The organism is Haloechinothrix aidingensis, assembly GCF_013450155.1.
GTDB lineage: Bacteria > Actinomycetota > Actinomycetes > Mycobacteriales > Pseudonocardiaceae > Haloechinothrix > Haloechinothrix aidingensis.
In genome coordinates this window covers 170,102-184,687 of the sequence record NZ_JACCKD010000008.1, presented here as the reverse complement: position 1 = coordinate 184,687, position 14,586 = coordinate 170,102, and the positions used below count along the sequence as shown (strand labels likewise).

The window sequence follows — 14,586 nt, the reverse complement described above, 5'->3', positions numbered from 1 at the left end:
GGGGCGGGGACGGCAGGAACCTGCCGTCCCCGCCCCGCTCACGCGTCCCTGGACAGCTGCGCGGCGCAGCGGATCAGGCCGAGATGCGAGTACGCCTGCGGGTGGTTACCGAGGGAACGCTCCGCCAGCGGGTCGTACTGCTCGGGCAGCAGGCCGGTCGGGCCCGTCGCGTTGACCATCTGCTCGAACAGCTCCTCCGCCTCGGTGCGCCGCCCGGTGAGCAGGTACGCCTCGACCATCCATGCCGCGCACAGGTGGAAGCCGCCCTCCTCGCCGGGAAGGCCGTCGTCCCTGCGGTAGCGGTACACGGTGGAGCCGCTGCGCAGCTCGGACTCGATCGCGGTGACCGTGGACTGGAAACGCTCGTCCGTCGGGTCGATCAGCCCGGACAGGCCCACGAACAGCGAGGCGGCGTCCAGGTCGGTGCCGTCGTAGGCTGTGGTGAACGCCTGCACCTCCGGGTTCCAGCCGTTCTCCAGCACGTCGGCGGCGATCTCGTCGCGCAGCGTGTGCCAGTTGGTCGGGATCTCCCTGTCGTAACGGTTGCCGAGGGTGATGGCGCGGTCGATCGTGACCCAGCACATCACCCGCGAGTACACCCGGTGCCGCGGCACGTGCCGCTCCTCCCACACCCCGTGGTCGGGCTCGTCCCAGCGGCGGGTCACCGCCTCGGCCATCGCGCGCACGAGCTGCCAGTCCGCGTCGTGCAGCTCGCCGCGCGCGGCGGCGAGGTCGACCACGAGCTCCACGACGGGCCCGAACACGTCGAGCTGCACCTGGTGGTTGGCGAGGTTGCCGACCCGCACGGGCCGCGAGCCTGCGTAACCGGGCAGCGAGTCGATCACGGCCTCCGCGCCGGACTGGGTCCCTGCGAGCGAGTACAGCGGGTGCAGCCGCTCGGGGCCCGGCAAGGTGGCGAGCACGCCGTGCAGCCAGCGGAGGAACCCTTCGGCTTCCTCGAGGGAGCCGAGCGCGACGAGCTCGCGGACCGTCATCGAGCCGTCCCGGATCCAGCAGAACCGGTAGTCCCAGTTGCGCACGCCACCGATCTCCTCGGGCAGCGACGTGGTCGCCGCGGCGAGGATCCCGCCCGTCTCGGTGTCCGCCAGGCCGCGCAGCGTCAGCGCCGACCTGGTGACCAGCTCGGGCTCCCGCGCGGGCAGCTTGAGGGTCGACGCCCAGTCGCTCCAGTACGCCCCGGTACGCTGCCTGCGCTCGGGCTCGGCCATCTCGTGCGGACCGAGGTCGGTGGTGCCGCACCGCAGCTCGAGCACGACGGGCCGGTCGGGCGTGGGCTGCACCAGCGCGGTGGCCGTGTCGTGCAGGCCGTCGGAGGTGATCTCCCAGCGGATGCCGGGTGAGCGCAGCACGAACGGTTCGGAGGTGCCGAGCACCCGCAGGCCGTCGGACTCCTGCTCGATCCGCACGGGGACGCCACCGAACTCGGGGCGGGGCGCGAACACCACGGAGGCCGCCGCCTCACCGGAGATGCACCGGATCAGGTCGGTGCGGTGCGCGGCGCTTTCTGGCTCCAGGTAGTCCGTCACCAGCAGGCGGGACCACCGGGTCTCCACCGTCATCGTGTTGGGCAGGTAGCGCTGCCCGAGCGGTAACCCGTTGCGCTCGGGTTTGACCGAGAAGTACCCGGCACCCTGCCCGCCGAGCAGGTCGGCGAAGATCGCGGGTGCGTCCGGCCCGGGATGGCACATCCAGGTCAGCTTGGCGTCCGGGGTGAGCAGCGCGACGGAACGTTCGTTGGCCAGCATGGTGAGGCGCTCGATCGGGGGAGCCTGCTCGCCGTAGAGCCAGTTGCGCCGCTCCTCGAGCAGGAACGCGAGGATGGTAGCCACGTCGAACGGGTCGGCGACGCGGTGCGGGGCGATCGACTCCTCTCCGCCGACCTTGATGCCGAGGTCCGGGCCGCTCAGCCGGGCGAAGGCCTTCTCGTCGGTGATGTCGTCACCGAGGAAGATGGCGGCCGTGGCGCCTGCCTGGTGGCGCAGCACGTCCAGCGCGTTCCCCTTGTCCGTCGGCACGACGGACAGCTCCACGACGGCCTTGCCGTCGGTGGTGGTCACCCCGTCCCACGTGCACGGGCCCTCGTGCACGGCGGCGACCACGCGCTCGGCGTCGGCCTCGGAGGTCCCCCGCACGTGCACCGCGATGCTGGCGGGTTTGACCTCCAGCGACGCCCCGGGGACGTCGTGGATGATGCGGTGCAGCTCGCGCTCGACACTGGCGTGCAGCTCGCGCGCCGTCGCGTCGATCTCGTGCACGAACCCGACGTCGAACTCCGAGCCGTGGCTGCCGACGAGATGTACCTCCACCGGCAGCCGGGACAGGGTGGCGAGGTCACGCAGCGCGCGCCCGGAGATCACCGCTGTCGTGGTCTCGTGCAGGCTCGCCAGGGAGCGCAGCGCACCGACCGACTCCGGGTACGGCCGGGCCTGTTCCGGGTTGTCCACGATGGGGGCGAGGGTGCCGTCGTAGTCGCACGCGATGAGCAGGCGCGGTGTCCGCGCGATGTTCACGATGGCTCGCCGCACCTCGGCGGGCAGTGCTTCGGCGGTCAACGCGCCTCCAGGGGGACTTGTGTCAGCTGTGTGCTGGGGGCCCGAGCGCTTCCAGGAACGAGCGTGCCCAACGGTCGACGTCGTGGGTGAGAACCTGACGCCGGAGGGCACGCATCCTGCGCCGACTCTCGGCTTCGTCGAGAGTAATAGCAGCGTGCAGGGCGCCCTTCACCCCGTCCAGGTCGTGCGGGTTGACGAGGAACGCGCTGGTCAGCTCGGCCGCGGCGCCGGCGAACTCGGACAGTACCAGTGAACCACGCTGGTCGTGGCGGCAGGCTACGTACTCCTTGCACACCAGGTTCATCCCATCGCGTAGCGGCGTGACCACCATGATGTCGGCGGCGCGGAAGAAGGCGGCCAGCTCCTGGCGGTTCACCGACTGGTGCAGGTAGTGCACGATCGGCCTGCCGACCCGGCCGAACTCACCGTTGATCCGGCTCACGATGCGCTCGATGTCGGCGCGCATCTCCTGGTAGTGCTCGACTCGCTCCCTGCTCGGTGTGGCCAGCTGGAGGAACGCGACGTCCTCGGGGGCGACGCGGCCTTCCTGGAGCAGCTCGTGCAGCGCGTGCAGCCGCAGGTCGATGCCCTTGGTGTAGTCGAGCCTGTCGACACCGAGCATGACGACCTTGGGGTGGCCCAGCGACTCGCGCACCTCGGTGGCGCGCCTGCCGACGTGGGGGCGGCGGGACAGCGTGTCGAGCCCGGCCGAATCGATGGAGATGGGGAACGCACCGACCCGCACCACGCGATCGTCGACCAGCACCCAGCCGGGCCGGGACCGCACGCCCACGGCTGCCTTGGTCGGGTCGAGGTTGAGCAGTTGCCGTGCCAGCCAGAGGAAGTTCTGCGCGCCACCCGGCCGGTGGAAGCCGACGAGGTCGGCCCCCAGCAGGCCGCGCACGATCTCGGCACGCCACGGCATCTGCATGAACAGCTCGACGGGCGGGAACGGGATGTGCAGGAAGAAGCCGATACGCAGGTCGGGACGCATCTCGCGGAGCATGGATGGCACGAGCTGCAGCTGGTAGTCCTGGATCCACACCGTCGCTGCGTGGCCCGCCACCTTGGCCGCCTGGTCGGCGAACCGCTGGTTGACCCGCACGTAGCTGTCCCACCAGGCGCGGTCGAAGACGGGTCGTTGTACGACGTCGTGATAGAGCGGCCAGAGGGTGGCGTTGGAGAATCCCTCGTAGTACTCGCGTACGTCCGCCGAGGTCAGCGGGACGGGCTGCAAAAGCATCCCGTCCTCTTCGAACGCGTCGACCTCCACGTCCGGCACACCGGGCCAGCCGATCCATGCGCCTTGCCTGGCACGCAGGTACGGCTCGAGAGCTGACACGAGGCCACCTGGACTCTGTGTCCATTTCTGGGTGCCATCGGCCGAGCGCACGAGATCGACCGGCAGCCGGTTGGCCACGACGACGAAATCCGGGCCGTTCACGGAGACCTCCTCTCTTCTGTTGTTTCAGGTAGTTCCCACAGTAGTGGCAGTGGAAGCCGAGGTCGGTCGTCCGACCGGAGGTCGGGTCACTCGATCCTGCGCTTGGCGGGACGTAACGGGCCGGCAAGGCGCGGTCCGGCCAGCTTGCGTTCCAGCCTGCCGAGCTGGGTACGGAGCGGCTGTGCGAGGTACTCACCGAGAACCACGCCTGCGGCAAGCGCCAGCCCGACGGCGATCGCGCGTGCCAGGGTGGCGATGTTGCCGTCCTCGCCGACGGCCGCGTCGTACAGGCCCCGGAACGTCAGCAGGCCCGGCAGCAGCGGCGTGATACCGGAGACCGCGACGACCAGCGGCGCCACCTTGAGTCTGCGCGCCATCAGGCCGCCACAGAAACCGAGCACGGTCGCGGCGAGCACGGTGGCCGTGATCTGGTTGGTCCCGAACAGCCGCATGAGGTTGAACACGCCGGCCCCTACGGCCCCGGCAGCGGCCGCCACCAGCATGGGGCGCATCTTCGAGTAGCTGGCCAGCGCGAAGAAGCCAGCCGTGCTCGCCCCGGCCAACACCAGCAACGGCAGTGCCTCGGGCGGCGGGATGATGACCTCCGGCAGCCCCGTGGTGGGAAACCCGAACAGCACCGCCACGTTCAGGCCGATGACCACACCGGTGATCAGGCCCGCACTCATCAGCGCGACCTCCGTGGCCCTGCCCGCCGCGGTGACGTTGTAGCCGGTGATCGCGTCCTGCACGGTCGATACGGTGGACAGCCCGGACAGCAACACGGTCAGCGCCGCCGCGGCGACGAGCGAGGGCTGCCCGAACCACGCCACGTTGGTCCCGACGGCGGCCATGGCGATCAGGGTGGCGACGAACCCACCGGTGACCTGCTGGAAGAAGATCGGCAGGGCGAACCGGTTGAGGAGCCTGCCGACCCGGTCGATGATGGCGCTGGTGAGAAACGCCAGCAGGGCCGTGACCACTCCGGCACCGATCAGCACCGCGACGCTGGCGGCCATGCCACCGAGGGCGAGCGTGGCGATCCAGCGGGGGTACGGATGGGGTGCGCTCGCGATCCGGCGCAGCTCGGTGTAGGCCTCCTCGGCACTGATCTGCCCGCGCGTGATCCGCGTGATCAGCTGCTCGACCGCGGTGAGCCTGCTGTAGTCGAGGCTGCGGAACCGCACCACGCGCAGCGCGGTGACCGGCGACGTCTCCGTACCCCGGTGGCACGTCACGCTGATCGAGGTGTAGACGACGTCGACCTCACAGTGCGGCAGGCCGAGCGAGTTCGTGACCGCGAGGATGGTGGCTGTGACGTCGGAGGCACCCGCGCCGGTCGACATCTGGATCTCCCCGATGCGCAGGGCCAGGTCGAGCACGAAGTGCACGGTGTGGTCGCTGGGTAGCGCGGGCCCCATCGCGGACTCGGAGGCGGAGCTCGGCTGCTCGCCTGCAGGGGCCTCCAGGATGCTCCACGCGCGGCGCGGCTGGGGCCGCCCCCTGCTCGTCTGGTCACCGGCCGGGTTGTCGGTCGGCGGTTCGAGGATGTGCCACGCCCGCTTGCGGTACTTCTGGGTCTTACCGCGCTGGTTGATCTTCACAAGTCACCTCCTCACGGGCGTGTCGTCTGAACCTGTGCGGTCCATCCTCGATTCTTGGCCACTGTCGGCTTCGGCGCAGCCGCAGATCGGTTGTTCATCAGCCGGACCGCATGCGTCCCGCCGAGGCACGACGTGCCTGGACCGGGGGAGTACGGACCCGGACGGCTTGTTCACGATGAAAGAGAGACGCCCACGACGTGATGAACACGAACGACCCGAACGATGCCGCCACTACCGACGTTCCCGCAGTTCATCGGCCTATCGCCACTCGTCGTTGCGAGTTGGCGCTGTGTTTTCCGTCACTAGCTCGCTTGCGGGTTGTGGAGGGTGTCCATCGTGGTGCGGGTGGGGCGGCTTACCATGGTTGGCGAGCTCGTCAAGGGCTTCCGCCGGCATAGCTCAGTAGGCAGAGCAACGGTCTTGTAAACCGTAGGTCAGGGGTTCGAATCCCCTTGCCGGCTCCGGGTGGGTGTGTGATCTCGGTTGATGCTTGTCTGATCGTGCTCGGTTGAGGCTTGACGCGGTCTCGGTTGATCCTTGACACCCGTTGCGTTTCGTTCTCGGCTATGCCGTGGACGGAAGGAGCGGGCTGTGCTCAGGGAGATCTCTGTGGTTGAACAGCGTTATCACGCGGTTTTGGCCGTGTTGGAGGATGGCCTGTCGGTGGTCGATGCGGCCGCCAAAGCGGGGGTGAGTCGACAGACACTGCATGGCTGGATTGCCCGGTACGCCGCTGGTGGTCTGGAGGAGCTGGCTGAGTGGTCGCATCGGCCTCATGCGTGTCCGCACCAGATGGATGCGGCGGTTGAGGTGGCTCTGGTGGATCTGCGGCGTCTGCATCCGGTTGGGGACCGGATCGGTTGCGCTACCGGCTGGCACGTGACGGCGTGCATGCTGAAGGCGTTACCAGTGTGCCCATCGATCGGTTCACCGCCATCCACGGCAAGATCAACACCGCCAGCAGCAAGCTCGCCACGGCGCAATAATCACTGTTGGTCCTGCAGGGCGCGCTCAGGGCAAGAGCTTCGGCATTCGGCTCGGCTCGCGCCGATTTCCAGCGCCAGTACCGCGTCTCTGAGGCCTACGTGGTCGTTCCCGATGCCGGCTCCAAGTGGTTCCACCTCGAGCGCGCCGCCGAGCAGCCTGGAAACACCAGGTCTCGGGTGACAAGCAGGACATCAAACGGGACATCAGCCGACGCTACCGCAGTCGCGGCCTCGACAGTCTAAGATCCCGTTCCTAAACTGATCTTGTGAGGCGTTGGCTGGTCAGGCGGATCATGCTCCAGGGGACCGTGACTTCGTGGTGTTCGGGGAGGCATTCGTAGTCCCGGGCGCAGCGGCGGTGGCGGATGATCCAGGCGAGGCTACGTTCGACGACCCAGCGCCGCGGTAACACTCGGAATCCGGTGGTGGTACCGGAGCGTCTGACGATCTGACTGGACCGTTGCTGCAGCCCGCGGGGCGGTTCGAAGTGTGAGTAGATTGCCCAGGACGTCGTCACTGCAGACGGCGCGGCCGAGGGTGGCAACCTCGGTGAGGCCGAGCTCCTCGCCGATCCCAAACGCGGCGCACTTGCACAGATCGTGGAAGAGTATGCGCCGCCCGGACTGCACAAGATCGTCCCAGACATCGTGTTCCAGATCGACTCCATTGTCGTCGAGATCGCTTATACGCAGGACGAGCGATGCGTCCTATTGACGATGCCCGAAGTCGATCAACAACGTTTCACTAACAGCCCGTCGCGACACCCGTGCAGGGCGTAACAAGGCGCGCCCTGTCAGCGACATCGGTGCATGACGCAGAACTGGACGATCGAGTCGGCGCCTATGAAGGAGCCTGGTTGAGGATGAGCGGGGCGGTGAGCACCAGATGAGCACGGTCGGCGAGCAGATCCGGAACGCGAACGAGGCGATATGTCGAAACATCGACTCGCTCGCCGACCAGCGGGACCTACTCTCGCAGAATGTCCTCGCTCAGCTCCGCAATCTGGTTGAGGGGGTTATCGTACGCCTCCATGCAGGCGGATCCGACTCAGAGTTCAGTTATGCGGCCGTGGAGCCCGGACTCGCCTTCGTTAGGTCGGACGCCAAGTTCAACTTCCTCGGCAAGTTCCACAAACTCATCCAGATGAGCGCCTCGCACTACACACTGGAAAAGGATACCTCTGAGCGGTTGATGCTGAAGTACTACGAGTACCTGCTCCGCATCCGCACCCTGCTCCAGGACAGCTGCGGGATCGCAGTGCTGGCGAACCTCGAGTCGTTCCCAATCGATCTCGACCCGTCGCTGCGCGAATACCATGAAAAGATCGCCGCGAGGATCGAGGCGGTCCGTTCGACATCGCCGGACAGCAACGCGCGGGATCGGTACTACATCCACAAGACGCGCCCGTTCTTCGTCCGAGGTCGCATCTACTACGAAGTGACCTTCTACCGCGCCATCAACAAGGTTAGCAAGTTCGACCACATCATCGCCTTCACCGACATCGACATGACCGACGAGTACGCGGCCATGCTGACGCTCCAGGGTGATTCGATCGACGTGCTCGACCAGACAGTGCCGATCACGATCATCCGCGAGTGGGAAGTGTCGATCCGCCCCTGCGAGTTCGACAATTTCGCACGACTCTTGGGTATCACGACCAACGTGCGAACCAACTCTTCGGAGTACCGTTACTTGATGCGAAAGCTGACCGCGAGTTCGGGCAACCTGCTCGACCTGATCGATATGCCCGACGACGAGTACCAGGCGGTGAAGGCGGGAGGTACGCCCGACGTCAGCAGCCCGCAGATCTTCCCTGCACTGGATGAAGCACGTCGCATCGTGCGGTCGAACGCTCCGGGTCATAACGTCATTCGGTATCTCATGCTGCGGATGTACAATCAGGTTCTGAAGCTGCAGTACAATTGGGAAGGTTGTGGCCTTCTCTCAGGCCTGAAGCTGCAATACGGATGCAACCCGTTCGATACGATGCCATTCTGCACCTCGCTGCCGGGACACAATCCGCGGTACTGGGATCTCGTCGTGAGCCTCGATGTGACCGGGCGGATTCACGAACTGCTTGCCCGACGTGTCAAGAACAACGTGGAGCGCCACGGAATCATCTACACGCCCGTGAGCGATCTAAACGGGCTCGGAGACGTCAAACAGTTGATATCCGCCCATAACAGCAAGCTCTACCGCAAACACAAGAATCGCCGACTTCGACTGGACAAGAAGCACGTGTTCATCTGTGGCTACGAGGACGACACTGTCACCATCGTCAAGAAGCTCCAGGAGTTCGCGTCGTCCGGGATCGCTGGATACACCCAAGCTGTTGAGCGCTGGCTCGATGAAACACCTCACGACATCGACGACGAGGAGAAGGAGGATGCTCTCAAGCGGTTGTTCAGCCAGTCGCGTGTTGCGTTGATCTACGGCGCAGCCGGGACAGGCAAATCGACGATGGTCGACCACGTTGCCAACTACTTCGACGACAAGTCGAAGCTCTTCCTCGCCCACACCAACCCGGCAATCGACAACCTCAGGCGCAAGGTTACGGCACAGAAATCGACCTTCCGGACGATCACCAGCCAGATCCACCGGAGCTCCTCCGAACCGGAGTACGACCTCCTCGTCATCGACGAGTGCAGTACCGTCAGCAATGACGATCTGATCAAGGTGCTGGACGGGACGTCGTTCAAGCTGCTCGTGCTCGTCGGCGACGTCTACCAGATCGAGTCGATCCAGTTCGGCAACTGGTTCGGCATCATTCGTTCCTTCATCCCGAACACGTCGGTGTTCGAACTGACGACGCCGTTCAGGACCAAGAACGCCTCACTCCTGGGCTTCTGGGACAAAGTCCGGAGGATCGACGACGACATCGCCGAGATAATTGCCCGCAACGGATACTCAAACGTGCTCGACCAGACACTCTTCGAGACCCAATGCGACGACGAGATCATCCTGTGCCTGAACTACGATGGTCTCTACGGCATCAACAACATCAACCGATTCCTCCAGAGCAGCAACCCCGGCGCAGCGACCACCTGGCGCGTCTCCACGTATAAGATCGGCGATCCGGTCCTCTTCAACGAGACCGAGCGGTTCCGACCGGTAATCTACAACAACCTAAAGGGTCGGATCGTCGGTATTGAGGGCGTCCCTGGCCGGATCCAGTTCGACGTCGAGCTCGATCGACCACTCAACGAGATCGACATCGTCAGTGACGAGCTTGAATGGATTGGCGGCTCGACTGTGCGCTTCTCCGTTTACGACTACGATACCAGCGACGAGGACGATGACTCACTGAACACCGTCGTGCCGTTCCAGGTGGCCTACGCCGTGTCAATCCACAAGGCGCAAGGACTCGAGTACGATTCCGTCAAGATTGTCATCACTGACGACAACGAGGATGATATTACGCACAACATCTTCTACACGGCCGTCACTCGGACACGTGAGAACCTACGAATCTTCTGGACGCCAGAGACTCAACACACCATCCTGAATGGTCTCCACAGGAGAACCGATACCAAAGATGTGTCGATTATGTCCGTTCGCCGGGATCTCACTCCAGTACCGGGCTCCTCGTGAACGGCGTTCCGCTTAATCACCCCACGTGCGCGTGTAGCACTGAAAATTGACTGGAGCGCACAACGCAGCTCGCGCTAATGTACGCGATTGTCGTACAGGATGTCGCATATGGTGGCCGCGGCTTCGAGGCATGCGACACAGACTTCAGCCATGGGATTTCCATCAGCGCGCTCTGGAGCGGTGTGTTCGCCCAGGGGGCGGTGTCGTCGCTAGGATTGTCGTTTTGCGGTGTCCGGTACTGCCGCGTATGAAATCTCACCCTGTATGGCGTGGACCAGATCTTAGCTTGAGTTTTAACGTCTGGGTCCCCACCACCCGACCCAGACGTTAAAACTCAAGCCTAGTCGTCAACGCCACTATCTCCTGGGCAAGCGTGACCGTTCCAGCTACGAGCCTGCTTAACTCCTCATGCTCGACATCGCCATCAGCAGCTTCCGCACCATGGACCGCGAGGAGCAGCAATGACTGCTGCCCAGCAGCACGCTCGGGCTTGGCACGTACGTGTCAAAACCACGCCCACGATCCAACATCACATTTCCCCTGATCATCGCCCTTGAGTACGCCTGGACAGCCATCCAGCGCCAACACCCAGAGGTGCCCAACGTCTTGCTCACCCTCGGCTAACGCCGCCGACTTCGCCTGGGACACTTTGCCGCCGCCCGCTAGTAACAGGCGGACCGCCAACGCCTGCCCGAACTGTTCATCGACGGCGAAGGTTTCAACCCGCGGAGGCAGTCGGCAAGCCGCTGCACGAATCCGGCTACTGCCTCGCCCATGCCCGCGATGTCAATGACACCAGCCGCCAAGGCCGCTTCCACAGCCGCCGCTTCAAAGTCCTGGCCGAAGAACTCGGCCTGACCGTCACGCACAGCAACAAGCCCGGCGGAGCCACGTGGCCGTGCCCAACCAGATAGCACAGCGCTACCAGTCCGAGCTACAACAGCTCACTGATGCACTGACTGCCTACCGTCACCGCGAGCCCGAGCACAACACCACCGGAGGAGGTCAAACGAACAGCAATGGCGCGGCCGCACGCTGCGCCTACAACCGCCGCATCAGAGTGGCGTGAACAACACTCGCCGACGACCCCTTCACATGCAGACATGCCACAGCGACTTCCACCTCGATACGTAGTGAAACTGCCGTGGCGCTGGGCATGGCTCAGTGACTATCGGCGATCAAGGTCATAGTGTAACCACTAGTCCACTGAAAGGAACCTTCTTGTGAGTAGCCGATCAAGGATCGAGTGGACCGAAACCACCTGGAATCCCACCACCGGCTGCGACCGCGTATCCGCCGGGTGCGACCATTGCTATGCGCTCACACTGGCCAAGCGGCTTAAGGCCATGGGCTCGGACAAGTACCAAGCCGACGGCGATCCGCGCACCAGCGGGCCTGGCTTCGGTGTGACCACCCATCCCACCGCGCTGCACGAACCGTTCCGCTGGAAGCAGCCCCGGCTGGTCTTCGTCAACAGCATGTCGGACCTGTTCCACGCCAAGGTCCCGATCGAGTTCATCCGCCAGGTCTTCGATGTCATGGCAGCCACCCCGCAGCACACCTACCAGATCCTCACCAAACGCGCCCGCCGCCTGCGCCGCCTCGTACCCGACCTGACCTGGCCGGACAACGTCTGGATTGGCGTTTCGGTGGAAAGCATCGATGTCACCGACCGCATCGACGAGCTCCGTACGGTGCCGGCCGCCATCCGGTTCCTGTCTTGCGAGCCCCTCCTCGGCCCCCTGCCGAACCTGGACCTCACCGGCATACACTGGGTCATCGTCGGCGGCGAATCCGGCCCCCACGCCCGCCCCACGAACCCAGCCTGGGTCACCGACATCCGTGACCAATGTCAACAGGCCGACGTCCCCTTCTTCTTCAAACAATGGGGCGGACGCACACCCAAAGCTGGCGGCCGTCAACTCGACGGCCGCACCTGGGACGAACTTCCCATCCGCAATATTGGTATGGCAGTCAAGTCGCGGGACGCCGTATAGAGTCCCGGTAAAAGTATCGACCTTTACCATCATGATCGACTCGGTTGTGCATGTACAGATGCTTCACTGCTTTTCGTACATGAGTTTCGCGGGCTCCGGTTCCCAGTGTATTCCCGAACACGCTAACAACATTTTCGTATATGCGAATCGACTCCCTTTCCATGAGTAGCGCGTCTATATTGCTGGCAATGATTTCAATCCATTCATTCGAATGACGTCGTTCGTACTCGTCACGGTCGAATGACCACGATTCAGGCTGCGAAAACAGTCCAGTTTGCCCTCGTGGTCCCTCTCGAGATATCTCGGAGTGTTGCCACGACTCTTCCCAGTCAAGTCCTGCATGTCCGATTGAATCAGCAAATAGCCATGCCCCATCCCCGTGGCGCGTGAATAGTGTAAGGACGAAAATCGGTACGTGGCCGGGCCTTCGGCGAACAGGCATGCTTATTGTGTAGTATCCCGTTTCTCGTGCTATACGATCTGCGTACTCCTGCGCCACGTCGAGCGCCACATTTGCTGGCTTGACTCCGGATTCTTTCCCGTCCGGCTCATCAGTATAGCTCTCGCCGACGGTAGCAAACTTATCCTTCCACCAATCTACGCCTAGAAAGCGGTCGAGGCGAACTATAAACTTCTGGTCACTTGGGTCAAGGTCTCGATTCTCGTGCCGAGCCTTCGTGAGCCGAGATCCGAAATTCCATACACTCCGCACGGATACGTGCACGAGAACATCTGTGGGGTCACCGTCTCTTGTTCGCTTATTTAGCAAAGACCTAACTCTGTCAGCGCTCAATGTTGGTCCGAACGGATCGAAGAACGCGAATAGCGCCGTACCGCGACAGTTGTCCAGTATGTGATCGATGTGGTCGTCGATGTCACCGTACAGCGCCGTATACGATTGGCCAGAGCACTTTTCGTTGAGTACTATCTCAAGCCGTTCGAACGTACCACGGTCTTTCTCGACAAATATTGCCTCGACCGCGCGATTGGCGGAAACTGCGTGCGCCGCTTCCATGAGAACTAAGGGAGAACCCGGCTCATCGTTATTGTAACAGCCTGCGCCAGCATAGCCGTCCAGGAAGGTCACTCGTCCCATGGTTAGCTGTCCAGCCTTGCTAGCGAATGCAGGACAGTATCTTCGAAGTAGTCCGTGTTTCATCACTGCTGGCGCTCTGCGCGAGTCAAAGAAGCCCATCGACGCCTCCTCGTTCGGCGGTACTCCATAGCGTGGTTGAGCGGCCACGACTTGTCGATAGGCCACTCGACGTAAACGAATCCGACGGGGCGGGTGCGAGTGTGGTCCGGCCAGTGGGACTGCTGCCTGCTGCGCACGATGAGTGGTTTCGGTCGGAACGTTGGCGGGGCGAGCCACAGGCGACCGAGACCGCTCGAGAAGTGCATTTCGATCCTCGTCTACGAACGCCCGAATTCCGTCAACTACCAACTCCGGTAGTGACCCGCTGCCTGTTAGGCGTTTTGTCAAGGACGCAGACCAATATGTGGTCGAACCGCACGTCGTGTGGCGCGATCATTTCGACCAAGTTCTAACCGCCCTCGCAGGGTGTGGCCTTAGCCGATTAGTTGGTGTCTACCGCACCGTCCGGCCTCTGCGGGCTGCTGGCATCGGTTACGTGCGCGGTAGTGGCCGCTCGATGAATTGGGGCTGAAGGTCGGTATACGAGCGGTGGTCGAGCTCGGCGGCGACCGGGACTGGTGGGGTGGTCGTTAGCCGCCACGCGTGATCCGGATGCGGCTGATTAGCGCACGCGACACAGCTTACCCGCAGTAGCCTATCCTGCTCCATTGCTCGGTACCCCACCGTGTGCAGGTCATGCGGACCGCGCTTGCACGGCGCCGGCAGGATGCCGACGCGGCGGCCGCTGGTATCGCGGCGGTAGTGCACCGGGCCATCGGTTTGTGTGGCGGCTCCGACTCCCCGACACTGTATGTCGCCAGCATACACCAACATTCGAAAGAGTGTTCGGTGTAGGTGCTAGGTCGCATGGATACCGCAGAAGGTTGTCGCGTTTCGGCCGCTCTGCCCAGGAGCTGGTCGGCAGGAGCTGTGATCAGGTTCCAATGCTCGATAAGTGCGTGACCCGTTGTGTGACCCGAAACGGTGATTATCAAGGGGATGGTTGATGGCGGCAGAGCCCGGGCACGGGGCCATCGTTACTGGTAGTGGCTGTGGTTGATGTCGTCGTCCACCCTTGTAAACCGTAGGTCAGGGGTTCGAATCCCTTTGCCGGCTCCGTGTGGGAGCTGGGGGATGCGGCGCGGAAGAGGGTGAACGATCTTGCGTGGCACAGACCGTGGCGCGAGTGTCTGAATTCTCCTGGTTAGCTTCCTTCTATAGCTCGCCAGTGTCGATGCTGGTGCACGCGGAGGGATCCA

At 63.7% G+C, this 14,586-nt stretch carries 6 protein-coding genes, 1 tRNA gene and 1 pseudogene; 4 read left to right on the top strand and 4 right to left on the bottom strand.

Annotated elements, in window-relative coordinates; all coding sequences use genetic code 11:
- Window positions 1-38 precede the first annotated feature (38 nt).
- The 3 genes from otsB to H0B56_RS19915 all read right to left on the bottom strand — a co-directional run bounded on the left by otsB (window position 39) and on the right by H0B56_RS19915 (window position 5,618).
- Window positions 39-2,573 (bottom strand): trehalose-phosphatase, encoded by a 2,535-nt coding sequence (gene otsB, locus H0B56_RS19925; protein ID WP_180894622.1) that lies wholly within the window; start codon window positions 2,571-2,573, stop codon window positions 39-41.
- Between the two features lie 22 nt (window positions 2,574-2,595).
- Window positions 2,596-4,017 carry a trehalose-6-phosphate synthase gene (locus H0B56_RS19920; protein ID WP_180894621.1) on the bottom strand — a complete coding sequence of 474 codons (1,422 nt, stop codon included), beginning with the start codon at window positions 4,015-4,017 and terminating at the stop codon, window positions 2,596-2,598.
- 86 nt (window positions 4,018-4,103) lie between these two features.
- Complete coding sequence (locus tag H0B56_RS19915; protein ID WP_180894620.1) at window positions 4,104-5,618, bottom strand: threonine/serine exporter family protein; 1,515 nt, start codon at window positions 5,616-5,618, stop codon at window positions 4,104-4,106.
- Between the two features lie 388 nt (window positions 5,619-6,006).
- Between H0B56_RS19915 and H0B56_RS19910 the strand changes: the two genes are divergently transcribed.
- The 4 genes and pseudogenes from H0B56_RS19910 to H0B56_RS19890 all read left to right on the top strand — a co-directional run bounded on the left by H0B56_RS19910 (window position 6,007) and on the right by H0B56_RS19890 (window position 12,192).
- Window positions 6,007-6,079 (top strand) — tRNA-Thr (locus H0B56_RS19910).
- Between the two features lie 130 nt (window positions 6,080-6,209).
- Window positions 6,210-6,511: pseudogene (locus H0B56_RS23070) on the top strand (helix-turn-helix domain-containing protein); the annotation flags it as partial.
- A 978-nt stretch (window positions 6,512-7,489) separates the two neighbouring features.
- The gene (locus H0B56_RS19895; RefSeq protein WP_180894617.1) at window positions 7,490-10,195 is read left to right on the top strand and encodes an ATP-dependent DNA helicase; all 2,706 of its coding nucleotides are present in this window, start codon (window positions 7,490-7,492) and stop codon (window positions 10,193-10,195) included.
- Window positions 10,196-11,418: 1,223 nt separating this feature from the next.
- The gene (locus tag H0B56_RS19890) at window positions 11,419-12,192 is read left to right on the top strand and encodes a DUF5131 family protein (RefSeq protein ID WP_180894616.1); all 774 of its coding nucleotides are present in this window, start codon (window positions 11,419-11,421) and stop codon (window positions 12,190-12,192) included.
- Here H0B56_RS19890 and tcmP read toward each other — a convergent pair.
- Window positions 12,170-13,351 (bottom strand): three-Cys-motif partner protein TcmP, encoded by a 1,182-nt coding sequence (gene tcmP, locus H0B56_RS19885; protein ID WP_246361370.1) that lies wholly within the window; start codon window positions 13,349-13,351, stop codon window positions 12,170-12,172. The two genes, H0B56_RS19890 and tcmP, sit on opposite strands and share 23 nt — an antisense overlap.
- Window positions 13,352-14,586: the final 1,235 nt, after the last annotated feature.

Coding starts and splice junctions, on each gene's coding strand:
- H0B56_RS19895 (WP_180894617.1), top strand. CDS start 7,490: ATGAGCACGGTCGGCGAGCAGATCCGGAACGCGAACGAGGCGATATGT.
- tcmP (WP_246361370.1), bottom strand. CDS start 13,351: ATGAAACACGGACTACTTCGAAGATACTGTCCTGCATTCGCTAGCAAG.